This window comes from Natronospirillum sp., from assembly GCF_022565775.1.
In the GTDB taxonomy this organism is placed as follows: Bacteria; Pseudomonadota; Gammaproteobacteria; order Pseudomonadales; family Natronospirillaceae; genus Natronospirillum.
The window spans coordinates 38,213-62,424 of record NZ_JAIUMC010000009.1 but is presented as its reverse complement, the minus strand read 5'-3'; the positions used below and the strand labels follow the sequence as shown (position 1 = coordinate 62,424).

The 24,212-nt window shown below is 58.9% G+C and carries 25 protein-coding genes; 8 read left to right on the top strand and 17 right to left on the bottom strand.

Annotation, left to right across the window (positions count from 1 at the left end):
• Positions 1–252: 252 nt before the first annotated feature.
• Complete coding sequence (gene fabV, locus LAT62_RS03915) at positions 253–1,434, bottom strand: enoyl-ACP reductase FabV (protein WP_293379262.1); 1,182 nt, start codon at positions 1,432–1,434, stop codon at positions 253–255.
• Between the two features lie 128 nt (positions 1,435–1,562).
• Complete coding sequence (locus tag LAT62_RS03910) at positions 1,563–2,114, bottom strand: methyltransferase (protein ID WP_293379259.1); 552 nt, start codon at positions 2,112–2,114, stop codon at positions 1,563–1,565.
• Between the two features lie 336 nt (positions 2,115–2,450).
• On the opposite strand from LAT62_RS03910, the gene LAT62_RS03905 reads away from it, so the two are divergent.
• From LAT62_RS03905 to LAT62_RS03875, 7 genes are all read left to right on the top strand, one after another.
• The gene (locus LAT62_RS03905; protein WP_293379256.1) at positions 2,451–2,738 is read left to right on the top strand and encodes a DUF1244 domain-containing protein; all 288 of its coding nucleotides are present in this window, start codon (positions 2,451–2,453) and stop codon (positions 2,736–2,738) included.
• Positions 2,739–2,756: 18 nt separating this feature from the next.
• Positions 2,757–3,800: a serine hydrolase gene (locus LAT62_RS03900; protein ID WP_293379253.1), complete on the top strand. Its 1,044-nt coding sequence runs from the start codon at positions 2,757–2,759 to the stop codon at positions 3,798–3,800.
• Positions 3,801–3,895: 95 nt separating this feature from the next.
• Positions 3,896–4,348, top strand: a complete 453-nt coding sequence (locus tag LAT62_RS03895; protein ID WP_293379250.1) for an NUDIX hydrolase — start codon at positions 3,896–3,898, stop codon at positions 4,346–4,348.
• Position 4,349: 1 nt separating this feature from the next.
• A complete protein-coding gene (gene mnmA, locus LAT62_RS03890) occupies positions 4,350–5,459 on the top strand; it encodes a tRNA 2-thiouridine(34) synthase MnmA (RefSeq protein ID WP_293379247.1) in 1,110 nt (369 codons plus the stop codon).
• Between the two features lies 1 nt (position 5,460).
• Positions 5,461–6,150, top strand: coding sequence for a high frequency lysogenization protein HflD (hflD, locus tag LAT62_RS03885; RefSeq protein ID WP_293379244.1), 690 nt, complete (start codon positions 5,461–5,463; stop codon positions 6,148–6,150).
• Between the two features lie 22 nt (positions 6,151–6,172).
• On the top strand, positions 6,173–7,540 hold the full coding sequence (gene purB, locus LAT62_RS03880) for an adenylosuccinate lyase (protein ID WP_293379271.1): 1,368 nt from the start codon (positions 6,173–6,175) through the stop codon (positions 7,538–7,540).
• 7 nt (positions 7,541–7,547) lie between these two features.
• Positions 7,548–8,747, top strand: coding sequence for a cupin domain-containing protein (locus LAT62_RS03875; protein ID WP_293379241.1), 1,200 nt, complete (start codon positions 7,548–7,550; stop codon positions 8,745–8,747).
• A 15-nt stretch (positions 8,748–8,762) separates the two neighbouring features.
• Here the strand turns inward: LAT62_RS03875 and LAT62_RS03870 are convergent, their stop codons facing one another.
• From LAT62_RS03870 to htpG, 4 genes are all read right to left on the bottom strand, one after another.
• On the bottom strand, positions 8,763–9,020 hold the full coding sequence (locus LAT62_RS03870) for a hypothetical protein (RefSeq protein WP_293379238.1): 258 nt from the start codon (positions 9,018–9,020) through the stop codon (positions 8,763–8,765).
• A 10-nt stretch (positions 9,021–9,030) separates the two neighbouring features.
• Complete coding sequence (locus tag LAT62_RS03865; protein WP_293379235.1) at positions 9,031–9,435, bottom strand: hypothetical protein; 405 nt, start codon at positions 9,433–9,435, stop codon at positions 9,031–9,033.
• Between the two features lie 50 nt (positions 9,436–9,485).
• The gene (locus LAT62_RS03860) at positions 9,486–10,049 is read right to left on the bottom strand and encodes a YfaZ family outer membrane protein (RefSeq protein ID WP_293379232.1); all 564 of its coding nucleotides are present in this window, start codon (positions 10,047–10,049) and stop codon (positions 9,486–9,488) included.
• Positions 10,050–10,134: 85 nt separating this feature from the next.
• Complete coding sequence (gene htpG, locus LAT62_RS03855; RefSeq protein ID WP_293379229.1) at positions 10,135–12,063, bottom strand: molecular chaperone HtpG; 1,929 nt, start codon at positions 12,061–12,063, stop codon at positions 10,135–10,137.
• A gap of 194 nt (positions 12,064–12,257) precedes the next feature.
• Between htpG and speA the strand changes: the two genes are divergently transcribed.
• Entirely contained in the window at positions 12,258–14,234 is a 1,977-nt protein-coding gene (speA, locus tag LAT62_RS03850; protein ID WP_367120520.1) for a biosynthetic arginine decarboxylase, read from the top strand.
• 18 nt (positions 14,235–14,252) lie between these two features.
• Here the strand turns inward: speA and glpX are convergent, their stop codons facing one another.
• Genes glpX through gspE form a run of 11 tightly spaced genes read right to left on the bottom strand, consistent with a single transcriptional unit; the run spans position 14,253 to position 24,196 of the window.
• Positions 14,253–15,260 (bottom strand): class II fructose-bisphosphatase, encoded by a 1,008-nt coding sequence (gene glpX / locus LAT62_RS03845; protein ID WP_293379227.1) that lies wholly within the window; start codon positions 15,258–15,260, stop codon positions 14,253–14,255.
• Positions 15,257–16,606: a glutathione-disulfide reductase gene (gene gorA, locus LAT62_RS03840; protein ID WP_293379225.1), complete on the bottom strand. Its 1,350-nt coding sequence runs from the start codon at positions 16,604–16,606 to the stop codon at positions 15,257–15,259. Before gorA ends, glpX begins: the two co-directional genes overlap by 4 nt.
• Before the next feature lie 44 nt (positions 16,607–16,650).
• Entirely contained in the window at positions 16,651–17,142 is a 492-nt protein-coding gene (gene gspM, locus LAT62_RS03835) for a type II secretion system protein M (protein ID WP_293379224.1), read from the bottom strand.
• On the bottom strand, positions 17,139–18,404 hold the full coding sequence (gene gspL, locus LAT62_RS03830; protein ID WP_293379223.1) for a type II secretion system protein GspL: 1,266 nt from the start codon (positions 18,402–18,404) through the stop codon (positions 17,139–17,141). Before gspL ends, gspM begins: the two co-directional genes overlap by 4 nt.
• Positions 18,405–18,413: 9 nt before the next feature.
• The gene (gene gspK, locus LAT62_RS03825; protein ID WP_293379221.1) at positions 18,414–19,364 is read right to left on the bottom strand and encodes a type II secretion system minor pseudopilin GspK; all 951 of its coding nucleotides are present in this window, start codon (positions 19,362–19,364) and stop codon (positions 18,414–18,416) included.
• Entirely contained in the window at positions 19,361–20,077 is a 717-nt protein-coding gene (locus tag LAT62_RS03820) for a GspJ family type II secretion system protein (RefSeq protein WP_293379219.1), read from the bottom strand. The genes gspK and LAT62_RS03820 overlap by 4 nt, the downstream gene beginning before the upstream one ends.
• Positions 20,074–20,463 carry a type II secretion system minor pseudopilin GspI gene (gene gspI, locus LAT62_RS03815; protein WP_293379217.1) on the bottom strand — a complete coding sequence of 130 codons (390 nt, stop codon included), beginning with the start codon at positions 20,461–20,463 and terminating at the stop codon, positions 20,074–20,076. The genes LAT62_RS03820 and gspI overlap by 4 nt, the downstream gene beginning before the upstream one ends.
• Complete coding sequence (locus LAT62_RS03810) at positions 20,456–21,028, bottom strand: Tfp pilus assembly protein FimT/FimU (protein ID WP_293379215.1); 573 nt, start codon at positions 21,026–21,028, stop codon at positions 20,456–20,458. Before LAT62_RS03810 ends, gspI begins: the two co-directional genes overlap by 8 nt.
• Positions 20,997–21,428: a type II secretion system major pseudopilin GspG gene (gene gspG, locus LAT62_RS03805; RefSeq protein ID WP_293379213.1), complete on the bottom strand. Its 432-nt coding sequence runs from the start codon at positions 21,426–21,428 to the stop codon at positions 20,997–20,999. The genes LAT62_RS03810 and gspG overlap by 32 nt, the downstream gene beginning before the upstream one ends.
• 45 nt (positions 21,429–21,473) lie before the next feature.
• On the bottom strand, positions 21,474–22,679 hold the full coding sequence (gspF, locus tag LAT62_RS03800) for a type II secretion system inner membrane protein GspF (protein WP_293379211.1): 1,206 nt from the start codon (positions 22,677–22,679) through the stop codon (positions 21,474–21,476).
• The gene (gene gspE / locus LAT62_RS03795) at positions 22,679–24,196 is read right to left on the bottom strand and encodes a type II secretion system ATPase GspE (RefSeq protein WP_293379265.1); all 1,518 of its coding nucleotides are present in this window, start codon (positions 24,194–24,196) and stop codon (positions 22,679–22,681) included. Before gspE ends, gspF begins: the two co-directional genes overlap by 1 nt.
• Positions 24,197–24,212: the final 16 nt, after the last annotated feature.

Below are 24,212 nucleotides of genomic sequence, written 5' to 3'. Positions count from 1 at the left end.
GTACGAATACATAAACTACCTCCGTTGTAGTCCAAGAATTCATCCGCACCTCCCTTGTTGACAACCGAACAGGTGGTGGCAGCGACAATACGCCTGCGATAGCCACGCGCGTAACGGATCAGCCGGCCCAGGGCCTTGAAACTGGACAATGTCGCTTCAGGACTGCTCACTCTGCTTCCCTGGACTCGAACCTGATTGTTGAGAAAGGATGTTTGCTGGCAGAGTGCGCCTGATCGACGCACTCGCTGCCGGTCAACCGCGCGGGTCTACATCGGCCTCGTAGTCGACGCCGGGCACACCAAACCCGAACAACCGGAAGAAGTCCGCCTGATAACCGGCGAAATCGGAGATTGACTTCACATTCTCCGTGGTTACTTCCTGCCAGAGTTGTTCGACCCGGGTCTGAACTTCATCATCCAGCTCTTTCAGATCAACCCGCACGCGACCGGATTCATCCAAAATTGGATCGCGATCCGGGTTGTAGAGCTCCTCCGCCAGCAGGCGATAGATCTGCTCGATAGCCCCTTCGTGCGTGCCCTGCTCTTTCATCACCCGATACAGCAAGGAGATATAAAGTGGCATCACCGGAATCGCGGAGGACGCCTGGGTGACCAGAGCCTTGAGCACGGACACCCTGGCCTTGCCGCCTTGGCCCGCCTGCAGTTTGCCGGTAATGGCCTGGGCTGCACGATCCAGGTCTTCCTTGGCCTTGCCGATGGTCGCATGACCATAGATTGGCCAGGTCAGCTCCTTCCCGATATAGGTATAGGCCGTGGTTTTGGCATTGGGAGCCAGCACACCTGCCTGGTCCAGCGCATCCATCCAGAGCTCCCAGTCTTCGCCACCCATCACCTTGATGGTGGCATCAATCTCTTCCTGACTGGCGGGCTCAAGCGTCAATTCAGACACTTCACCGGAATCGGTATTCAGAGTCTTGCGGGTTACCGCTTCGCCTACCGGCTTGAGCACCGAGCTGTAGACCTCGCCCGTTACCGGGTCTTTGCGCCGTGGAGAGGCCAGGCTGTAGACCACCAGGTCAATCTTGCCCATATCGGCCTGAATGGCTTCGATGACTTCGGCTTTGGCTTCCTGCGAGAACGCATCCAGATTCAGCGTCTTGGCATAGAGCCCTTTGTTGCGCGCACGTTCCTCGAAAGCCAGAGTATTGTAGTAGCCCGCCGAGGCGGTCCGCTTCTCGGTACCCGGCTTTTCAAACATGACTCCCAGGGTTTTTGCGCCATATCCGAATGCACTGACGATGCGGGACGCCAGACCATAACCGGTCGAACAGCCCAATATCAGGACATTCTGCGGCCCATTGCCGCGAATGTTCTGCTGCTCGACAAACTTCACCTGCTCTTCGACATTGGCGGCACAGCCGACAGGGTGAGATGTCGTACAGATGAAACCTCTGACTTTTGGCTTGATGATCATGTGCTTGGCTTCCCCGGGTTGTTCATTGTTGTGGGCCAGTGTACTGACAGGGCACTAGTGTAAGCGGCTGAGCCGGCAATCTGAACCCCATTCACTCACAAGTGTAGTGACACTGGGTATGAAGGCGTTCATTGCGCGCTGTCCGGCCACCGATAACGGTACACCGGTGATTGATGAAAGTCGCGCAACCGCCATTGATGTTCCGGCACAGCATCCGGCAGGGCAAAGTTGTTGCTGATGATCCAGCGCGGTGCCTCGGGGGCGGAGTCGAGCACCGACCTGAGCCGCCGCATGCCCTGCCCATGCAGATAGCAAATCACCGTGCCGACCGGCCAGGGACCGGACTCGGCCAGGGCTCTGAAGCCATCAGTGCGCAGCAGCCGCACATTGTGCAGCCTCAGTAGCCGGGCACTCAGCACCGAGACCAGCCAGGGCAGCCAGGACAGTTCATACCCGACCACCTGCCGATCCGGGTAACGACGGGCTGCAGCCAGAGCCAGATGCCCCCAGCCGGAGCCTACGTCTGCGATGGCGCCATCGGTGTCTTGCAGTGCCTCCAGCATGGCGGCTCGTGCCGCGCGGGAACTGGGCATGGGTGACATGCCCGAACGCACCGTTGTCCAGACAACTGACAAGGCACTGATAACCACCAGCAGGATCAGCCCGACTTCCCAGAGCATGAGAACCTCATTGAAGATTGCGATGATCAAGACGGGAACAGTCTAACCGGTCCTGAGCAAAGGTTCAGCGGCAACAGAACCCGGCGCACGCGAAAGCGGTGCACTCCAGGTATCCCGATGCCAGGTAAAACCCGGCACCAAAAAGTCCGGTGAAAGCGCAGGATGAGCAATACAGTCTTCATCGTTAGAGATAACGGCGGCACCAGATTGACTCGGACTACAAAGGAAAGGAAAAAAGCGAGCCACGTCAAATGCAAAGTACGTATACTGCCCGGTGAAAAATCTAGAAGATCAGGTGTCGCATAACCGCAATCGACGACCCGGGGAGCCTTTAACGTGGATGACAAGACACAAACTGAAGTCGAGGCGGCCGTGTTCCGGCGCCTGTTGGAGCATCTGGACAGCCGCAAGGATGTACAAAACATCGATTTGATGAATCTTGCCGGCTTTTGCCGCAATTGCCTGAGCAAGTGGTATGCGGAAGCGGCTGCAAAAAAGGGTATAGAACTGGACAAGGAGAGCGCTCGGGAAACCGTTTATGGTATGCCTTACGAGACGTGGAAATCCCGCTACCAGACCGAAGCCAGTGCTGAACAGAAAGCCCGCTTCGATACCCGCAACTGACTCTGGAGACTGCATTCAGTGAATCAGCTTCGAACCACCCTGCTCACTCTCGCGCTCGCTGGCCTGAGCGTCACTTCCGCCTGGGCTGCGCCGGCGGGAACCGACCCGGAACAGGCCCGCCAAGCCTTCAGTCAATACAACCGACTGCATACCGTGATTGCGGCGCATCAGGGGGAGATATTCTTCGAGGAAACCTGGGGCGGTCCGGGCCCCTTCGAGCCGGTCAACATCAAATCTGTTTCCAAGACCATCCTCTCGGCACTGGTCGGCAAGGCTATTGAAGAAGGGGTGATCGAGTCCGTCGATCAGCCTGTTGTCGACCTGCTGAGCAATCGGGTGCCCGCCAATGCAGATCCTCAGGTCGACGACATTACCGTGGGCAACCTGTTGTCCATGCAGGCTGGCCTGCAGCGCACATCGGGCAACAACTATGCGCGTTGGGTAATCAGTGACAACTGGGTCAGCTATGTGCTGTCAAGGGAATTCGTGGCCGATCCGGGTGATGAGCGGCTGTATTCGACCGGCAGCTCCCATTTGCTGTCGGCGGCACTGACGGATGCCTCGGGCCAGACGACATGGCAACTGGCGCAGCAATGGCTGTCGGAGCCGCTGAACGTGCGCATTCCGCAGTGGCTGAGAGACCCACAGGGTATCTACTTTGGCGGCAACGATATGTTGATGTCACCCCGGGCGCTTTTGCGCTTCGGCGAAATGTACCGCCAGGGCGGCAGCATTGGCGGGCGACAGGTTCTTGACCCACACTGGGTAGATTTGTCCTGGCAGCCAAGAGGCACTTCACGGTGGAGCGGAGACCTGTATGGTTACGGCTGGTTCATTACCGAACTGGGCGGCCATCGCGCCTACTATGGCAGAGGATACGGTGGCCAGGTCCTGTGGGTAATACCCGAGCTCGAATTGACTATTGTGGTCACCTCCTCGCCCAACCCGCCCTCCCCCGGGGGCCGCTATGTCCGCGAGTTGGCACAAATCGTGGAAGATTTTCTGCTACCTGACCCGGCGACGCCCCAGGCGTCCGCGTCGGGTCAGCAGGACGAAGGATAATCAAAGGATAAACGGGGCGGTGCTGTTGCAGCCTGCTGGTTTCAAAACGGACGGCTTTCAGTTACCATGCCGTCCCATTTTTCGGGTACTCAGGCATGACGTTTCAACCCCATATTACAGTGGCCGCCCTGGTCCGACGCAAAGACCGTTACCTGATCGTCGAAGAAGTGTACGACGGGCGCAAAGTTTACAACCAGCCTGCCGGACATGTGGAGAGTGGTGAAACCATTGTGGCTGCCTGCCTGCGCGAGACTCTGGAAGAGTCGCGCTGGCAGATCCGCGCGTCTCACCTGGTCGGTGTTTATGTGTATGAGGCGCCCAATGGTACAACCTACTACCGGTTCGGTCTTGCCGCAGAGGCACTCGAAGAAACCGGAAATCCGCTGGATCAGGACGTTGTCGCCGTTCACTGGCTGACGCTGAAAGAGATCAAGGCGCTCCATCACCGGGGTGAGCTGCGCTCGCCGCTGGTCTTGAAATTGATTGAGGATGATCTGGCCGGTCAGGCCTATCCGCTCTCGCTGATCCATGAAAACAATTACGGCTGAAATGCCCGATCCCAGACCTCACCCAGATGACACCAGGGTTATCGTCGGCATGTCAGGCGGCGTCGATTCATCTGTGAGCGCCCTGCTGCTGCAGCGCCAGGGCTATCAGGTGGAAGGCCTGTTCATGAAGAACTGGGAAGAAGACGATGGCACCGAATACTGTACGGCCAAGGAGGATCTGGCCGATGCCCAGTCAGTCTGCGACCGACTCGGCATAACGCTGCACAGTGCCAACTTTGCCGCCGAGTACTGGGACAATGTATTCGAGCACTTCCTGGCTGAATACAAAGCGGGCAGAACACCCAACCCGGATATACTGTGCAACCGGGAAATCAAGTTCAAAGCCTTTCTTGATTATGCCCGGGTGCTCGGCGCCGACATGATTGCCACCGGCCACTATGTGCAACGGGGTGCCGATCAGTCCGGGCGGGCCTGTCTGCGCAAAGGGCTTGATCGCAACAAGGACCAGTCCTACTTTCTGCATCAGGTCGGTCACGAGCAACTGGCACTAACCTTCTTTCCGGTCGGCGAACTGGACAAGCCGGTGGTGCGACAGCTTGCGGAAGAGGAAGGCCTGGTAACCCATGACAAAAAAGACAGTACCGGAATCTGCTTTATCGGAGAGCGCCGTTTCAGTGATTTTCTGAAGCAGTATCTGCCCGCCCAGCCCGGCCTGATCAAGACACCGGAGGGTGATGTGATTGGCGAGCACGCCGGCCTGATGTATTACACCATTGGTCAGCGACAGGGTCTGGGCATAGGCGGCCTGAAAAACTATCCTGAAGCCCCCTGGTTTGCCGCGGACAAGGACCTGGACAACAATGTGCTGATTGCCGTTCAGGGCATTGACCACCCCCTGCTTTATACGCGACAGGCCAGAGTGAGTGACCTGTTCTGGATCAGTGGTGAAGAGCCCGACCTTACCTTGCCAATGACCTGCAAGCACCGGTATCGTCAGGCAGACCAGCCCTGCCGCCTTGTTCCCACGGAAACAGGCTACACCATAGAGTTTGCAGAGCCACAGCGGGCCGTTACGCCCGGTCAGTCCGCTGTCATTTATCACGGAGACGTCTGCCTGGGTGGCGGCGTCATTGAGGAGGCTTGGCGCTGATATGAGCCAGCATGATATTCATGAGCAGGCCCTGGCACTGGCGGGCGTATTTCAGGCTGCGAGCATGGTCGAGCGTATTGCACGTCAGGGCCAGTGCCCGGCCGACGAGATGACCACTGCCGTCAACGCCCTGCTCAATCTGAATCCTGCGTCGACCGAGGATGTTTTCGGCTCCGCCGCCAATCTGCGCAGCGGACTGACGATCCTGCGCCAGTTGCTCAGTCGACAGCGTGGTGCAGTGCACAACGATATTGTGCGTTATGCCATGAGCCTGCTGCACCTTGAAAACCGTCTGCGCAAGAAGCCGGACATGCTGAGCGCGCTGGGGGACCTTATCCAGCAGAGTGTCGAGCGCAAGCAATACTTTCAGGACCCGCTGCATGATGCTGTGGTCGGCTCCCTGGCGCGCAACTACCAGGACACACTGAGCAAACTGAAATTTCGCATCCAGGTCACCGGCAATCCGAGTTACCTGAACCAGCAGCGCCACGCAGACCAGATTCGTATGCTGCTGTTGTTTGGAGTGCGCTCTGCCCTGCTCTGGCGCCAGGTCGGTGGCCGCAGACTGCAACTGCTGCTGGGTCGTCGTCGCCTGCTGTATGCCATTCAGAACCTGCTGACCGGCCAGGAACCGCACGAGCCGGCAGTGAAAGAAGACACTGACGAGCGCTCGGATGAGCGCAAAGACTGATCCCGAACCACGAGAATCCCGCATGGAACTGAACGCCCTTACCGCAATTTCTCCTGTAGACGGCCGCTATGGCAGCAAAAGCGCGCCCTTGCGCGAGCACTTTAGTGAGTTTGGCCTGATCCGTTATCGCGTGCTGGTGGAAGTACGCTGGTTGCAGCGTTTGGCCGACCACTCCGGCATCAGTGAGGTAAAGCCTTTCTCTGCGCAGGCCAATGAGTGCCTCAATCGTCTGGCTGAACAGTTTACCGAAGAAGACGCACAGCGCATCAAGGCTATTGAGCGCACCACCAACCATGATGTGAAAGCCGTCGAATACTTCATCAAGGAACAGATTGCCGAAGTCGAAGAGCTGGCTGACATCAGTGAGTTCGTACATTTTGCCTGCACGTCGGAAGACATCAACAACCTGTCTCACGCCCTGATGCTGCGCCACGGCGTAAGTGATGTCTTGCTGCCGGTCATGCAGTCCATCGCCGACGACATCCGCAAACTGGCGCATGAGCATGCGCACCAGCCCATGTTGTCGCGTACCCATGGTCAGACCGCATCTCCCACTACGCTCGGTAAAGAGCTGGCCAATGTTGTGGCGCGGCTGGACCGCCAGTTGAGTCAACTGGAGAAGGTCGAGTATCTGGGCAAGATCAATGGCGCGGTGGGCAACTACAACGCCCATCTCGCAACCTATCCGGATATTGACTGGGCCGCCAATGCACAGGCTTTCGTCGAGTCGCTGGGCCTGTCCTGGAACCCCTATACCACGCAGATTGAACCGCACGACTACATCGCCGAACTGTACGATGCCATCTGCCGCTTCAATACCATCCTGATCGATTTCGACCGCGACATCTGGAGCTACATTTCGCTGGGCTATTTCAAGCAACGCACAGTGGAAGGCGAAGTCGGCTCGAGCACCATGCCGCACAAGGTCAACCCGATTGATTTCGAGAACTCCGAAGGCAACCTGGGCATCGCCAATGCCCTGCTGTCTCATCTGAGTGCCAAGTTGCCGATTTCACGCTGGCAGCGTGATCTGACGGATTCCACCGTCCTGCGCAATATGGGCGTCGGCCTGGCGCACAGCCTCATTGCCTATGAGGCAACACGCAAGGGCATCAGCAAGCTGGAAGCCAACAAGGCCAGAATCGATGCAGACCTGAATCAGGCCTGGGAAGTCATGGCAGAGGCGGTGCAGACGGTTATGCGACGCTACGGAATTGCAGAGCCGTATGAAAAGCTGAAGGCATTTACCCGGGGCAAGGCCATCACGCACGAAAGCATGACGGAGTTTGTGCGCAGCCTGGACCTGCCGCCCGCCGAGAAAGAACGGGTACTGGCGATGAGCCCTGCAACCTATATCGGTAATGCAGCGGCCCAGGCCAAACAGGTCTGAACGCCTGATGACCGATAACGCCCGGGAACAACTGCTGTTCGGTAGCCTGTCACAGGCGGAGTTCCTGCGCGACTACTGGCAGCAGAAACCACTCCTGTTCCGACAGGCGCTGCCTGACTTCAAGCCTGGCATCAGCACGGATGAAGTGGCCGGGCTGGCGCTGGAGGACTCGATCGAGAGCCGTCTGGTGACGGAGACACCGGGCGCCAGGCAGCCATGGACCGTGCGCCACGGCCCGTTCAGTGAACAGGACCTGACCAGTCTGCCAGCGTCCCACTGGAGTCTGCTGGTGCAGGCGGTGGATCAGTGGGTGCCCGAGGTCAGCCAGCTGCTGTCGGAGTTCAAATTCCTGCCCGCGTGGCGACTGGATGACATCATGATCAGTATAGCCCCGGACCAGGGCAGTGTCGGACCGCATTACGATCAATATGATGTCTTTCTGCTGCAGGTGGAAGGTCATCGACGCTGGACAGTGGGCGCCCCTTGCGACCCGGACACCCCCATCATCGAAGGCGCCCCGTTGCGCATTCTGCGTCAGGGAATACCCGAACCGACACAGGTCTGGGACCTGGCACCCGGGGACATGCTCTACCTGCCTCCGCGCTATGCCCACCACGGCGTTGCTCTGGATACCTGCATGACCTGGTCTGTCGGCTTTCGCGCCCCGGATGCCTATGAAGCCCTGCACGGGCTGGCGCTGCGCGCGGAGCTGGAAGACGACATCGAGTTTCTGCGCTATTCCGACGCGAACATCTCTCCGGCAGAAGCCACTGACAGACGGCTGAGTGCAGCCAGCCTGGACCGCCTGCGCGGACTGCTGACACGCACCGCAGCGCGGGATGAGGTTCTGGCGGACTGGCTGGGTGCCTACATGACGCAGAACAAATATGATCTGTTTGACTGGCAGGGTACGGAAAATCAACTCGAGGCAGATGCAGCAAATCAGATGGGCGATATGGCGGAAGATGTCATGGTACGCGGCGCCCTGCCCACCCGCATGACGGCCTGGGGAACGCGCCTGTATGTTAACGGCAGGGCTTTTGTACTGGAAGAATCAGACCGACCGCTGATTGACCTGTTGTTGAACGGCAACCGCTGGCGCTGGCAAAGCCTGTGGGCAGCGAGTCAGTCAGACAGCGCCAGGCGGACGTTGAACGTTCTGCTGCTCAGTGGTTCTCTGGAGCGTGCGGACGGTGACGACGTCTGAGCCGGCATCTCCGGCTCAGTGCACCACCGTATGACTGTCCCGGTCATCCAGCAACAGCTCTTCATCAGCACTATCAGACTCTTCTTCCAGCATGGTGAAATGCTCCACCGCATCCATACCGGCACCTATCATCGCCTTGGCCACCTCCATGTGGTTACTCGCCAGGCGCTCTCTGGCTTCATCGGAAAAACCGATGGTCAGCACGGGTTCATCTTCATCCTCGCGGACCAGAGCAATGGCGCCATCTTCCAATTCGACGATTTCCCAGTACATGTAATACCTCTCAATTGGTCTGGCTGTATTTCGCCAGCTCAGTTGCCCAGGCGGCAAGGCCGTTTCGGGCATCCAGTGCCCAATCGACCTCGGTCCCGGTCAGGTTGATTCGTTCGGAGCTGGCTGGCGTCGTCTGCGCTGCCTGCCAGTAACCCCGCCACCACTGGACCAGTGCATGCAGCCAGTGGTTCTGGTCTGCTCGCGCCTGCTCGATCAGCAACAACTCTGCCATTTGTGGATTGAACTCGGCCAGCGACTGCAGCCAGGTCTGTTCACTGGCAGGGTCCAGAGCCGCATCAGGCCGTACCCGGTAGACCTCGGCCAAAGACTGCAGTAGGCCAACGTAGGCACGCCAGAGCAGGAGCCGTCGGGCGTCTGAAAGGGCTTTTTCGCTGCCGCTGTCTTGCGTCGTCACCTGCTGCAGACAGTCAAACCGGTAAAGCAATCTGTGAACAGAGCGCACGGTCAGTAGCGAACTCGAAATCCGATGGTAAATGAGGAGTCCAGCTCTACATCGGCATCGTCATAGTCCGCCTGCAGGTGACTGTAGCCCACGAACACCCGGCCCTGAGGAAGCACTTCGTATGACAGGCGCGCCTGCAGGTCATAGAACTGCTCAAGGCTGGAGAAGGCAAGCACAGGTGGCGAGTAATAGGCAGCGAGTTCGCCACCGAACCCCTGAAAATTGTCCGGCTGATAACGCACGAAACCGCCGAGGCCAACCGCTGCACTGGTATCAAAGCCGGGTGTCTTGAACAGAAAGCCCTTGCCACCCAGGCCGGCTACCAGTTCCGGACGGGTGTTGTTTGGGTCGATGGCGTGGAAACCCACATGGCCCATCTGGCCGTTCTCCAAATGATACCAGCCGCCCACCGTCAGATAGGCGGCGGTGCCTGCTCTTACGGCACCGTGTTCACCACGAATGGATTCATTGGTCAGGGCAATATCCACTGAGCCACCAGCCAGTGCCGGTACAGACCAGCCCAGAGCCAGTGCCGCGAGCGCGACACGAGTCATTGATTTCAGCATCCGCACAGAAACTCCTTGAGGTTGCGGCGCATTTTACCGGCAACGGGGGATAAATTCATCCCCCGTTGTGCGTGGCCTTGCGTAATTATCGTGCGAGGTCCAGAAGCAGCCGGTTGATACGCTGCACATAGGCTGCGGGATCTTTCAGTCCATCGCCCCCGGCCAGTCGAGCCTGCTCGTAGACCACACTGATCAGCTCACGGCTGCGGGCTTCGTCGGTTTCCGTGTTCAGGCGCTGAATCAGTGGGTGCTCCGGGTTGATTTCAAGAATCGGCTTGCTGGCCGGCACCTGCTGCCCGGCCGCCTCCAGCAGACGCTGCATCTGAGCACCCATGTCATGCTCACCCACCACCAGACAGGCTGGGGAGTCGGTCAGACGATGGGTGGTGCGCACCTCCTTGACGTCATCCTCGAGTTCCTTGGCGATCTGGCCGGTCAGGCTTTGGAAGGCCTTGTCGGTCTCTTCGTGCTGCTTCTTTTCGGCCTCATCTTCCAGATCGCCCAGATCCAGTTCACCCTTGGCGATGTCCTGGAACGGCTTCTCGTCAAACTCGTTCAAATGACCCATCAGCCATTCGTCAACGCGATCCGACAACAGCAGCACTTCAATGCCCTTCTTGCGGAACACCTCGAGGTGTGGGCTGCCCAGCGCGGCCTTGTGCGAATCCGCCGCTACATAGTAGATGGCTTTCTGGCCGTCTTTCATCCGCTCCACATAGTCTTTGAGCGCCACACTCTGGGCTTCTTCCCCGGTCTGTGTGGTGGCGAAACGCAGCAGGCCGGCGACCTTCTCGCGGTTGGCAAAATCTTCTGCCGGACCTTCTTTAAGCACCTGTCCGAATTCGTCCCAGAACGCCTGGTACTGCTCCGGCTTCTTCTTGGCCAGCTTCTCCAGCATGTCCAGTGTGCGCTTGGTCAGAGCTGTCTTCAGGGAGCTTACGGTCTTGTCGTTCTGCAGGATCTCGCGCGAAACGTTGAGTGACAGGTCATTGCTGTCGATCACACCCTTCATGAAGCGCAGATACAGGGGCAGGAACTGCTCCGCGTCGTCCATGATGAAGACACGCTGCACATAAAGCTTCAGGCCGCGCTGCGCATCACGGTTCCAGAGGTCAAAGGGCGCCTTGCCCGGCACATAGAGCAATGAGGTGTAATTGAGCTTACCCTCCACCCGGTTGTGACTCCAGGTCAGCGCATCGTTGAAATCATGCGAAATGTGCTTGTAGAAGGACTGGTATTCCTCTTCCGAGATATCGGACTTGTCGCGTGTCCAGAGTGCGGTGGCGGTGTTGACCTTTTCCAGCTTGTATTTCGGGTCGACCTTCTTCTCTTCGTCGTCCCCTTTTTCTGCGGCTTCTGCCTCGTAGTCGCGAACTTCCATCATCACCGGCACGGAAATATGATCGCTGTATTTGCCGACCAGATTGCGCAGGCGCCACTCATCGAGGAACTCTTTCTCTTCCTTCTTCAGGAACAGCTTTACCTCGGTGCCGCGCTCGGCTTTCTCCACCTGTCCGACTTCAAACTCGCCGCTGCCCTCACTGGACCAGAAGACACCCTCAGCAGGCGCAGTGCCCGCTTTTCGGGTGCGCACTTCTACCTTGTCCGCAACAATGAAAGCACTGTAGAAGCCCACACCGAACTGACCGATCAGGCGGGAGTCCTTCTGCCGATCGCCGCTGAGTTGCTGCAGGAACTCGGCAGTGCCGGAGCGCGCAATGGTACCGAGATTGGACACCACCTCATCATGCGTCATGCCGATGCCGTTGTCGGTCAGCGTCAGCGTCTTTTTCTTTTCATCAAAATCGATACGGATACGCAGATCGCCGTCATTCTCGTAAAGACTGTCGTCTTCCAGGGCCGCAAAGGCCAGTTTGTCGGCCGCATCGGACGCATTGGAGATCAGTTCGCGCAGGAAAATCTCCTTGTTGCTGTACAGGGAGTGCACCATCAGGTGCAGAAGCTGCTTGACCTCGGTCTGAAATTCTCGCTTTTCGGTGGTTGCCGTTGTCATGATGCCGTCCATCCTCATGTTCTGGGATCAGTTGAACAAGTTTTGCAATGGCATGGGTAATGGGGGTGGGGATCAGGAATTCAAGGTTTTGTTGAGTCGACAGAGGACAGTCGACAGATGACAGTGAACAGCATACAGGTAACAGTTCTGCTTTCTGGCAACACCAGGACGAAAGTGCTGTCTGCGAACAGAAACTGGGCTGGGTCCCTTTACTGTCGACCGTCTACTGTCCACTCAAGCAACTCAAAATTCTTAAGGTTTCCCGTTATGCCCCCTGGACCGCCACCGACAGTCTGCACCTCTACAACATGGACCGCTGGAGCGCTGGCTACTTCGGCGTCACACCGGAAGGCGATGTGGCCGCTCTTGATCCGAAAACAGGGCATCAGGTCAGTCTGCCCGCCATTATCACTGCGCTGCGGGAGCAGGGGTTATCGCTACCGGTGCTGGTCAGGTTCCCTCATATTCTGCATGACCGGGTGCACTCTCTGGTCGACAGTTTTCAGCGCGCCATAGCGCTGGAGAACTATCACGGCCGATTTACCCCGGTCTATCCGATCAAGGTGAATCAGCAGTTTGGGGTGGTGCGCGAGATAGTGCGGGGTCAGAAAGCGGCGCTGGACGGCCACATGGGGCTGGAGGCCGGCAGCAAGCCCGAGCTGCTGGCGGTGCTGGCCCTCTCAGAGCCGGGGCGCTCCACCATTGTCTGCAATGGCTACAAGGACCGGGACTATATCCGCCTGGCGCTGGTCGGTCAGCGTCTGGGGCACAAGGTGTTTCTGGTGCTGGAAAAAAGCAGTGAACTGAATGACGTCCTGTCTGTGGCGCGCGAACTTGGCGTAAAACCGCGTATCGGCGTTCGCGCTCGGCTGTCGACCATCGGCAAGGGCAACTGGCAGGATACGGGTGGCCCCAAATCGAAATTCGGTCTCTCCGCCAGTGAAATTCTGCACACGGTCGAGCAACTGCGCCAACACAAGGTTCTGGACAGCTTTCAGTTGCTGCATTTTCATCTGGGCAGCCAGATTGCCAATATCCAGGATATTCAGGTCGGCCTGCGCGAAGCGGCTCGCTTCTACAGTGAGCTGCGCCTGCTGGGTGTGCCCATAGAGGTCGTCGATGTGGGTGGCGGCCTGGGTGTGGACTATGAGGGCACGGCTTCACGCAGCACCTGCTCGATCAATTATTCACTGGATGAATATGCCAAGCGCGTGGTGCATGCCTTCCGGGATGCTGCGCTGGCAAACGACCTGCCGCAGCCGGATATCATCTCCGAATCGGGTCGCGCCATGACGGCCCACCACGCCGTACTGCTGACCAATGTGATTGGGGTGGAGCGCCCGAGGGAAGACGAGGTCAGTGCGCCTGATCCGGACAGTCCGCTTCTACTGCACGATATCTGGCGGAACTACCAGACCCTGGATGACCGGGCGCGCAGCCTGGTGGAAATCCATCATGACCTGGTGACCTATTCCACGGAAATCAATCAGGCCTTTGCGCTCGGACAGGTCAATCTGGCGCAGAGGGCGGACGGCGAGCAGGTATTGCGCGCCACTGCACTGTCCCTGATGAAGCGCCTGAACCCGGCCCGTCGCCCGCACCGGGTAATACTGGACGAGTTGAATGAACAGATGGCGGACCGTGTCTTTGCCAACTTTTCCCTCTTCCAGTCACTGCCCGACGCCTGGGGTGTTGACCAGGTGTTTCCGGTAGTACCTCTTCAGAACCTGGAACAGCAGCCGTTGCGCCGGGCTGTAGTGCGGGACATCACCTGTGACTCGGATGGCCGTATCGACCACTATGTTGACGATGAAGGTGTTGAATCAACACTGCCCTGCCCTCCACTGGACACCGACAGCGGGCTGCTGGGGTTCTTCCTGGTGGGTGCCTATCAGGAAATACTGGGTGACCTGCACAACCTGTTTGGTGATACCAATTCAGTTGATGTACTGCTGGATGAAGAGGGCAAGATGGAGTTGCACAACATGCAGCATGGCGACAGCGTGCGCCGGGTGCTGAGTTTCGTCAATTTCGACCCGGATACCCTGTTGCAGGCGCTGGAAGATCAGGTCAGCGCCTCGGGGCTGGATGAGGCGGCTTCCCGGGACTTCATGCAGTGGCTGCGCGAAGGCATGGACGACAGCACCTATCTGGACCACGGTGACCCGTAAGAGCGGGTCACTCTTCAGCTACAGAATCACGGCCCTGACCGCCTCATCCTTGCGCTCGAGGTAGTGGGTGCTCTGGATACGCCGCACCGTTCTTGAGCGCCCGCGAATCAACAGGGTTTCTGTGGTGGCCATATTGCCCTGGCGGGTAACCCCCTGCAGCAGGTCACCTTTGGTAATGCCGGTGGCAGAAAACACCAGATTGTCCGAGCGGACCATGTCTTCCAGGCGCAGTCGCTGACTGGGCTCGATACCCATGCTCTGGCAGCGCTCAGCCTCCAGTGCCCCGGCCTCTCGATTGTCTGCAGTGTCTTCTTTTGCCTGATGGCGCAGCACCAGCCTGCCCTGCATGTCTCCACCCAGGGCGCGGATAACCGCCGCCGAGATAATGCCCTCGGGCGCACCCCCGATGCAGTACATCATGTCCACTTCACTGTCCGGCACACTGGTCAGTATCGAGGCCGCCACATCACCGTCGGGCAGTGCGAAAACCTTGACGCCAAGACGCTGCAGCTGCTCGATCATGGCGAAGTGTCGTGGTTTTTCCAGAGTCACCAGGGTCAGTTCCTGCAGCGGCTTGTTCAACGCGGTGGCCACTGCCCGGACATTGTTTTCCAGCGATTGTTCCAGGTCGATCACGCCCTTGGCCTGCGGCCCTACAACCAGCTTTTCCATATACATGTCGGGGGCCTTGAGAAAACACCCCTGTTCACCCGCCGCCAGCACGGCAACGGCGTTGGACTGCCCCAACGCCGTCATCCGGGTGCCCTCTATGGGGTCTACCGCTATGTCCACAGCCTCACCGCCGCGGCCGACCTTCTCTCCGATATAAAGCATCGGAGCTTCATCAATTTCACCCTCACCAATAACGATTTCACCGTCTATATCACTGGTGTTGAGCAGGGTTCGCATGGCCGAAACGGCGGCCTGGTCAGCCGCATTCTTGTCGCCACGACCGAGCCACTTGTGGCCGGCCAGAGCGGCGGCCTCCGTGACACGGGAAAACTGCAGGGCCAGATCTCGTTTCATGGCGTCTCTTTCCTCGGTGTGCGCAGGGTGACAAATTCTTCAGCCGATGTGGGGTGGATGCCAATGGTCTGGTCAAAATCGGCCTTGGTGGCGCCCATCGCATAGGCTACGCCGAATCCCTGCATGATTTCGCCGGCATCCGGCCCAACCATGTGCACGCCCAGTACCCGTTCACTGCCCTGTTCGACGATCAGTTTCATGTAGGCGCGCAACGGGTTGCCTGACAGCGTATTCTGCATTGGCCGAAACTCGCTCTCATAGACGGTAATTCGGTGCTCGCGGCGAGCCTGCTCTTCCGTCAGGCCCACGGTGCCGATATTGGGCTCTGAAAACACCGCCGTCGGGATAACATCATAGCGCACCGGTTTGCCGCCTTCGCCAAACCACTGGTGCGCCAGATAGGTGCCCTCTGCCAGTGCCACAGGGGTCAGTTCAGCCCGTCCCACGACATCGCCCAGGGCGTAGATGTTGTCTGCCGTCGTCTGAAACTCGTCGTCGACCAGTATGGTCCCCCGATCATCAGTCTTGATGTCGACGGTTTGCAGACCAAGGCCTTCGGTGTTGGGCACACGCCCGGTGGCACACAGCACCAGATCGGTATCAATTCGCTTGCCATTGGTCAGAGTCACCTGAAAGCCGTCACTGGTCTTCTCTACCGAAGAGACCTGGGTATTCAACTCCAGTTGTAGGCCGGCGGCCTCGTACTGGGTCTGGGCAAAGCGACGAACATCGTCATCAAACCCGCGCAGCACCTGGTCACCTCGGTGCACCAACGTCGTCTCGACGCCAGTGCCATTGAAGATGCCGGCAAATTCAACGGCAATGTAGCCGGCACCGATCACCAAAGCCCGCTTTGGCCAGGACTCCAGATGAAACACTTCGTTGCTGGTGATCAGATGTTCCCGGCCCGGGATGTCGGGCACGAAGGGCCAGCCTCCGGTGGCGATCAGGATACGCTGCGCGGTGATGGTCTCCCCGTTCACCTGGACGCTGTTGGGGCCGGTTATGGTTGCCCTGCCGCGATAAAGAGTACATCCGGCATTTTCAAGCAGGTTACCATAAATACCATTCAACCTTTTGATTTCACGGTTTTTATTGTCGCGCAGAGTGGGCCAGTCCAGCTCAGGCGCATCGACTGCCAGGCCAAAGCCTGCGGCGTCCGCAAATCCACGACGAAACTGGGCTGCGTAGACAAACAGCTTCTTCGGGACACACCCCAGATTGACGCAGGTGCCGCCCAGGTCGGACACCTCGGCAACGGCAACCCGAGCACCCAGTTGAGCACTCATTCGAGCCGCGCGAACGCCTCCGGAACCTGCACCAATGACAAACAGATCAAAATCCATCAACTACCTCATCGATTTGCAAGGGGATATCTCTTGCCGCCGCTTCAGCGGCGGGCAACTACGCCACGAACGGTCACAGTACCGGACCGGTTACCCTGGCTAAGGGTCAGTTGATCCACTTCAACACCGTAGCTGTCCAGTTCGGCCAGCCAGGCGAGAACCCGGTCAAAGGGCTGATTGTCCAGCCAGAGACGAAGCCCGTCGGCACCGCTCTGCTCAAAGCGGGTCAGTTCAACCGAATTGTTGCCCGCTGTCTGGCTGAGCAGATTGGTCATACTCTGTACGGTATCCACACTGCCGGCATCAGCTCCAGTGATCATCTGAAGACGCGGGGCCGCATGCTGCAGCAGTTGCAGGGCGTCTTCCGCCTGCGCCAGGCTTTGCTCTGCAGCGGCGTGGCGATCTGCCAGTGGTTGCAGGACATAGAGCCAGATCAGAACTGCCAGCAGCCCGCCAGCCAAACCTGACCAGATGGCTTTTTCCTGAGCGGTGTAGGTCGCCCAACGTTGTTGCAGTTGTGCCGGTATCAGTGTCACAGAGCGCCTCCCCCAGTCGTTGCCTGGATTCGGAAGTTGCCCCGGAAGCCATCCTCTGTGCGCCCGGCCGAGTAGGTCACCGTCAGGTTCTGTGCTTCCAGTTCACTGCGCAGCGCCTCCAGATTTTCCGTGGACTGGGCACGAACCTGGATCTGCAGTTCCGAACGGTCTGCCGTGAAGCGCAGTTCTTCGAGCCGAATCTGCTCACCATTCAATGCCGTATTGACTCTGACCAGCAGAGGTAAAAAGGTTCCCCCGTCCGCATCGGTATTGTCACCGCGCGAAATCAAGTCATCGATCTGCTGGCGGACACGCTGGCGCTGCAGGTTCATCGAGCCGTTGACCGCCTCGGCAAAAAGGTTATCGGCCGCAACCCAGGTCGCCTCGGCACGCGCTTCTGTCTGCCGCAGGTCGGCCACAAAATAAAGCGCGCCACTGACCGCCAGCAAGCCCAGCCCCGCCGCCAGGCCGGCAAAGGCTGGCTTCCAGCGCTGGAACGCATTGACCTGCTCATAAGGGCCCGTCAGCAGATTGCGCACGCGCGGGTTTTCCAGCCAGAAATCCGCCAGCATGGGTAGCCAGCCTTCGGCAACCGTCTGCACCGGCTCGAGAGTCGGCCAGGTTTGCTCCAGTTCGGCCACCAGCGTATTGGCTTCGGTGGTCAACTCCGGGCTGACATGCAGGCCCACGGGCCAGTCTGTCTGCCCCTCGGGCACCAGCCGCTCCAGCCAGGCCGAGAGATTCTGTCGGGTACAGGCCATGCCCCGCCCCGGCACACTGACCAGAACGCGTTCTCCCTGCCAGGCAATATGGATTCGATCTCGCCCCCGGGCCGCCAGCAGTTGTGTTTCCAGAACCATGGCCCGCGGCGACAGGCCGGCCGTCTCAGTCAGTCGCAGCAGAGTCTGCACCAATCGATGAGGCAGCGCATAGACGCCCAGCAGGTCCCCAGCCAGCGCATCGCCGGGCACGATATGCAGTTCTTCAATATCCTGCGCGGTCTGCGCTTCAAGAATGAACGGCAGAGACCGGCTGAGAAAGCGCCGTTGCCGTTTCGGTACTTCCACGGCGGTGTGCAGTGCCGCTTCTGCAGGCAGCACAAAAACCACCTGCGGTTGCAAGGGTGCCAGTTCCGCAAGTGCTTCCGCCAGTTCCGGTTCAGGGCCACTGGCCGGTGCCTGTCGTTCCCCGTCTTCGATCAGCAGCCAGTTAAAATGCTGGGCTCGAGCGTCGGGGCTGATAAATAGGGTCTGTGCTTTCATGGAAGCCTGTCAGTTATCCGGGTTGTCATTGTCGTCATCCGGGTCGCCACTGTCCACCGCAGGACCGTCAACGGGCAGGTAATTTCGCTGATAGACTTCGACTGAACCATCGGTCGAGCGCCATAGCCAACTGGTCAGGCTCAGGGTCTGTTCCAGGTACTCCACTCTGGCTTCCAGCAGGAAGTAGGCCCCCTGGACGGTAAACCAGCCTTCTGGCAATTCATCACTGAGTATCTCCATGGCCTCGCGGGTCAGCCAGTCATCCACCTCCTCGAGTCCGTCCTCACGGGCCCGCTCCAGAGCCAGCCACTGGTCTTCTCCGATGTCCGGATGCAAGGCGCGCAATACGGGCTCGGAAACCAGGTTCAGATCAATGCGCGAGGTGGGTGGCAGGAAGGTGCCCCAGCCTTCTATGTCGAGTTCCGGCAGCGGTTGCTGCTGCGGCATCAGCAGGCGCAACTCGCTGGCATCGGCAATCGGGTAGAAAGGCGGTCGGTAGCCGGGTTCCACCAGCCGGTATTCGAATTCGGCTCCGCTGTCCGGATCAAACCAGTCCGCCAGTCGCTGCAGCCAGCCGCTGTCCTGCCCGTGCTCGCTGAGCAGTCGCTGTACCTGTTCCGAAGCCTCATCAACACCGGAATCAGCGTGCAACCAGTTCAGATTGTAGCGTGCTTCCAGCGGGGTCAGGCGGAATACGGCCTCACCAGGCTCCAGATCGAACGGGTCCGACCACTCTCCCCAGTCTTCCGGCAACAGCGGCGTGTCCAGATCGCGCTGCAGTTCGGCGCGCCCCAATGCTTCGACGCTGAGCAGCCAGGCGCGGGCCTGGCCACTGTCGAGCACATGGCGAGTGCCCGAAATGCTGAGTTGCTGGCGATAGGTCAACTGGATGGCCAGCGTCATCAGGATGGCGAATACCAGCAAGACCTGAATCAGTGCAACGCCCGATTGCCGCTTCATTGCGACGCCTCCTCGGGCAGCAACGCGCCAGGAACAGTCCATACAAACCGGGCAGGTGAGAAGCCACCGAAGTCGATGGTGACGGTAACCGCGCGCAGACTGCCCGGCTGCTCTCCCCCAACCGGTTCTGTAGGTGGCCAGGCATCGAAGTCTTCCATGCTCCGCTCCTCATTCAGTCCCCGGAAACTGAACTCGATTTCGCCCAGCGGGGCCAGAATAACCTGCTCCCGCCAGGGGTTTTCTGCCTCGGCTTCCAGATGTTGGCGATATCGTCTGATCAGGCAATCCCCCTCGAGATCATTGCGGTTGGCCCACTGTTCGGAGGTCAGACCCATGCGGCAGCGTTCATCATCTATCGGGACCAACTGGTACTCCACGCGCTGCAGGTCGGAGCGCAGTTCGGGATTGATGGCAGAGCGTCGCCAGCCATGCCGGGTCAATGTCAGGAGGGTCTCTTCATTGCTGACCAGCGCCGGCTGCAGATTGCCGAAGTCGTCGGCGACCTGCCGTTCGGGAACATGCTGTTCGAAGTCCTGGCGCAGACGATCCTGCGCCAACTGCAGACGATCCAGCGCTTCCAGACGTTCGGTCACGCGTTCTCGGGTCATGCTGAATTGAATGACCATGGCCAGGGTGCCACCCGCCAGCAGCACGGTGACCACCAGAGCAATCATCAACTCCAGCAGCGTGAAACCGCGCTGGCGCCGCCTCACAGCGACCTCGGCAGCAGTGCCACGAGTTCGTCCATGCGCGTCTCGCCATCGTCCAGATAAACCCGCACGGTGACCCGGCGCAGGTACTCGCCATAGGTGTCGGACTCCGGGTCTTCCACCGACCATTCGACAATCCAGTCGCGACCGAAGTTGGTGACGTCATCGCTGTAGTCATTGATTGCCGGCAGATCGGACAGGCGCAGCTCATTGAGGTGGTTTTCGGCAACCCAGCGGGCCAGAGTCCGGTCCTGCAGGCCCTCGGTGTTGCGGATACTCTGGGTGGCAGTCAGCGTCAGGCCGGAGGCAATGACGGCAAACACGGCGAGAGCGATCATGACCTCCAGCAGGGTAAAACCGGCCAGTCGGTTGGGTGTCGTTCTATTCATTGGCGGCCCGCCACTGGGGTCGATTGAACCCATCCGAGACCAGGCGCTGCCAGAGTTCGCCGTCATCGGCCCAGATCAATTCGAGTTGCCAGGGGTTGTCGCTGGTGCCATCAGGTCTGATCAGCACGTGCAGCGCATCGGCTTCGGGCACTTCTCCGGTCCAGGACGGCAGCATCATGGACTCGTTGGTAAGGCCCAGTCTGAACTCCAGGCTATCCGGCAACTCCCAGTTGTCCACAGGTTCAGCGATCACCTGCTCATCTCCCTGCTCATCCAGGGTCAGCGCCAGTGAATACAGATGAACCTGATCCCGGTACCAGTGCAGGGCATAGTCTCGCCGTTGCAGACGAGCGGTGGTATAGCCCTCAAGAATGAAACTTTGCAGCTGCGGCATATAGCGCTCATGGCTCCGCTCCCGGTTTTCGGGTGCCAGGCCCAGTGCGACCAGAGAGACGACGACCGACATGATGATCAGAACGGTGAGCAGTTCCAGCAGCGAAAACCCGGCGCTCAGGCCCCGGACCGATCTGCGCTCATTCATCATCCAGGCTGGAGAGGTCGGCATCAAAGCCGTCACCACCGGGTTGGCCATTGGCGCCATAGGAGATGATCTCGACACGATTGCTGCCGTGATTGACATAATCATAATCATTGCCCCAAGGGTCCCGGGGCACGGACCGAAGATAAGGGCCGCGCCAGTTGCGCGGCGTCGGTGAACCCGAGGGTTCGCTCATCAGCGCATCCAGGCCCTGCTCGTTGCTGGGGAAATGGCCATTGTCCAGACGGTACATCTGCAAGGCATTCTCGACACTGTTGAAGTCGGCCCGCACGGCCTGAACCCTGGCCTCATCATCGCGGCCGATAAAGTTCTGTGCCACCAGACCAGTGATAACGGCGATGATAACCAGCACTACCATCAGTTCAATAAGGCTAAAACCCGCTTCGCGTCGACCCTGTTTCAACATGTGTCCCGTTCTCTCGTTTCTTTGAATTATGGCCCGACTGGCCTGTCAGATCATGGTGTTCATCTGCGTCAGAGGCAGCACAACGGACAGCACAATCACCATCACGATGGCACCCATCAACACCAGCATCAGAGGCTCCAGCAGGCTCATGACCGTGGTGATGAGATCCTTGAGGTTTTCCTCCTGGCTGCGTGCAGTGCGTGCCAGCATTTCATCGAGTTTACCGCTGGCCTCGCCACTGGCAATCATGTGGACCATGATCGGCTGGAAATAACCAGCCTCGGACAGTGCGCGACTCAACGACCCTCCTTCACTGACCTTTCGGGTCGCATCCTGCACGGCTTGTCGGATGGGCAGATTGGTCACCACCGAGGCTGAAATGCGCATGGCGTCGACCAGAGGTACCCCGCTGCCGGACAACATGGCCACTGTACTGGCAAAGCGTGCGGTGCTGAAGCCACGGATAAGGCGCCCAATGAAAGGTAGCCGTAAATACAGCCGATGCATCAAGAAGCGGCGCTTCTCACTACGATTCCAGACAATGAACAGTATCACTGCCGCAACGATCACCCCGATCATGTGCAGCCAGTAGTTGTCGAGGAATTCAGTGGTGGCAATCAGCGCCCTTGTCGGCGCGGGCAGAGCCTGACCACTGCTGGCGAACACCTCGAGAATGCGCGGTACCACACTGTTGAGCAGGAAGACGATAATCCCGATGGCCGCCAGGCTCAGTATCACCGGATAAGTGGCTGCCATCTGCAGCTTGCGCCGCGTCGCATCCTGCTCTTCGATATAATCTGCCAAGCGCAGAAGAACCAGATCCAGCTTGCCGGATTGCTCACCGGCATTGACGGTGGCCTGAAACTGGTGATTGAACGCGCGCGGGTAGGTCTCCAGACCCTGGGCCAGACTGTAGCCTTCCATGACCCGGGCACGTACAGCCAGAAAGATAGACCGGATGCGGCGCTGTTCATTCTGTTCGGCAACCGCCTGCAGGCACTCTTCCAGTGGCATGCCTGACCCGACCAGGGTTGCCAACTGGCGGGTGACCATGGCCAGCTCGGCTACACTCAGACCGGGTCCGCGCAGAAAACCGCCACGACTCTTGCGCTCAGCGGCCGGCTCCAGGGCGACCGGAACCCAGCCTTTTTCGCGCAATTGCGCCCTGACCTGGCGCGCACTGTCGGCTTCGATAACACCTTTCTTTCGTCGGCCAGACGCGTCCAGAGCTTCGTACTCGAATGCCGCCATCAGAGGTTCCTGCTCACCCGCATGACTTCCTCGATGGTGGTGAGTCCAGCTTTGATCTTGTGCACCCCATCCGCAATGATATCGGTAGTGCGGGCGCGGGCAAGTCGCCCGAGTTCAAACTCTCCGGCACCCTCATGAATGGCCTTGCGCATCTCATCGTCGATCAGGACCAGTTCATAGACACCCATCCGCCCGCGATAACCGGTGTTCTTGCAGGCTTTGCAGCCCGTGGGATGGTATAGGGTCAGATCGTCTTTATCGCTTAGCCCGAGAAACTGGCGCTCGGCCTTGTCGGGTTTCGCTCCCTGCTTGCAGTCAGGGCACAGGGTCCGCACCAAGCGCTGGGCCAGCACTCCAATCACGCTGGAGGACAACAGAAACGGCTCCACTCCCATATCCTGCAAGCGGGTAATGGCCCCGACAGCAGAGTTGGTGTGCAGCGTACTCAATACCAGGTGGCCGGTCAGGCTGGCCTGAACGGCAATCTGTACTGTTTCCGCATCCCGTATTTCACCAATCATGACGACGTCGGGATCCTGGCGCAGAATGGCGCGCAACCCCCGGGCAAAAGTCATTTCAATGCGGCTGTTGACCTGCGTCTGGCCAATGCCGGGCAGCGAGTATTCAATCGGGTCTTCGACGGTCATAATGTTGCGACTGGCCGAATTAAGGTGTTCAAGGGCGGCATACAGGGTGGTGGTCTTACCGGATCCGGTGGGCCCGGTGACCAGTATGATGCCGTGAGGTCGGGCTATCAGATCACGCAGGCGCCCCTCGTCCTCTTCCATCATGCCCAGGTGTGACAGGGTCAGCCGCCCTGCCTGCTTGTCGAGCAAGCGCATGACTACCCGCTCCCCATGATTGGAGGGCAACGTGGAGACCCGGATATCCACTTCCCGACCCGCCACCTTGAGAGCAATACGACCATCCTGCGGCAATCGCTTTTCAGCGATATCCAGTTTGGCCATGACCTTGATACGCGAGATCAACAACGGTGCCAGTGCGCGCTTGGGCTGCAGCACTTCGCGCAGCACCCCATCCACCCGGAAGCGGATAATCAGCTTCTTCTCGAAGGTTTCGACATGAATATCCGAGGCCGCCTCGTGAATGGCTTCGGTAAGAATGGCATTGATCAGCCGAATTATCGGCGCATCGTCTTCCTGCTCAAGCAGATCCTCGGTTTCGGGAACAGATTCGGCAAGGCTCATCAGGTCCAGGTCAGAGAATTCCTCTGCCTGCTGCATGCGATCTTCATCCTGGCTCTGATAGATGCGGGCGAGTTGCTGTTCGAACTGCTCATCATCCAGGGTATCAAACGGCAAGGTGTCACCATGCAGGCGCATGGCTTCCTGTATCGCAAACGGCGGCGTGTCGCCGCGCACAAACAGCCGGGCACCGTTGGGCGTCCGGTCGATGACCACCCCATGCCGCTTGGCATAGGCAAAGGGCAGTCGGGTCAGTTCCGGTTCAGCCTGGTTGTTGCCAGACTGTATGGGGTCCACGGGCGTATGATTCATATTCATGATGCCATCC

Coding starts and splice junctions, on each gene's coding strand:
- gspF (WP_293379211.1), bottom strand. CDS start 22,679: ATGGCGGCATTCGAGTACGAAGCTCTGGACGCGTCTGGCCGACGAAAG.
- hflD (WP_293379244.1), top strand. CDS start 5,461: ATGAGCCAGCATGATATTCATGAGCAGGCCCTGGCACTGGCGGGCGTA.
- gspG (WP_293379213.1), bottom strand. CDS start 21,428: ATGTTGAAACAGGGTCGACGCGAAGCGGGTTTTAGCCTTATTGAACTG.
- glpX (WP_293379227.1), bottom strand. CDS start 15,260: ATGAAACGAGATCTGGCCCTGCAGTTTTCCCGTGTCACGGAGGCCGCC.
- gspL (WP_293379223.1), bottom strand. CDS start 18,404: ATGAAAGCACAGACCCTATTTATCAGCCCCGACGCTCGAGCCCAGCAT.
- mnmA (WP_293379247.1), top strand. CDS start 4,350: ATGCCCGATCCCAGACCTCACCCAGATGACACCAGGGTTATCGTCGGC.
- LAT62_RS03910 (WP_293379259.1), bottom strand. CDS start 2,114: ATGCTCTGGGAAGTCGGGCTGATCCTGCTGGTGGTTATCAGTGCCTTG.
- fabV (WP_293379262.1), bottom strand. CDS start 1,434: ATGATCATCAAGCCAAAAGTCAGAGGTTTCATCTGTACGACATCTCAC.
- gspI (WP_293379217.1), bottom strand. CDS start 20,463: ATGAATAGAACGACACCCAACCGACTGGCCGGTTTTACCCTGCTGGAG.
- gspK (WP_293379221.1), bottom strand. CDS start 19,364: ATGAAGCGGCAATCGGGCGTTGCACTGATTCAGGTCTTGCTGGTATTC.
- gorA (WP_293379225.1), bottom strand. CDS start 16,606: ATGGATTTTGATCTGTTTGTCATTGGTGCAGGTTCCGGAGGCGTTCGC.
- gspE (WP_293379265.1), bottom strand. CDS start 24,196: ATGAATCATACGCCCGTGGACCCCATACAGTCTGGCAACAACCAGGCT.
- LAT62_RS03810 (WP_293379215.1), bottom strand. CDS start 21,028: ATGCCGACCTCTCCAGCCTGGATGATGAATGAGCGCAGATCGGTCCGG.
- htpG (WP_293379229.1), bottom strand. CDS start 12,063: ATGACAACGGCAACCACCGAAAAGCGAGAATTTCAGACCGAGGTCAAG.
- purB (WP_293379271.1), top strand. CDS start 6,173: ATGGAACTGAACGCCCTTACCGCAATTTCTCCTGTAGACGGCCGCTAT.
- LAT62_RS03870 (WP_293379238.1), bottom strand. CDS start 9,020: ATGTACTGGGAAATCGTCGAATTGGAAGATGGCGCCATTGCTCTGGTC.
- LAT62_RS03860 (WP_293379232.1), bottom strand. CDS start 10,049: ATGCTGAAATCAATGACTCGTGTCGCGCTCGCGGCACTGGCTCTGGGC.
- LAT62_RS03895 (WP_293379250.1), top strand. CDS start 3,896: ATGACGTTTCAACCCCATATTACAGTGGCCGCCCTGGTCCGACGCAAA.
- LAT62_RS03875 (WP_293379241.1), top strand. CDS start 7,548: ATGACCGATAACGCCCGGGAACAACTGCTGTTCGGTAGCCTGTCACAG.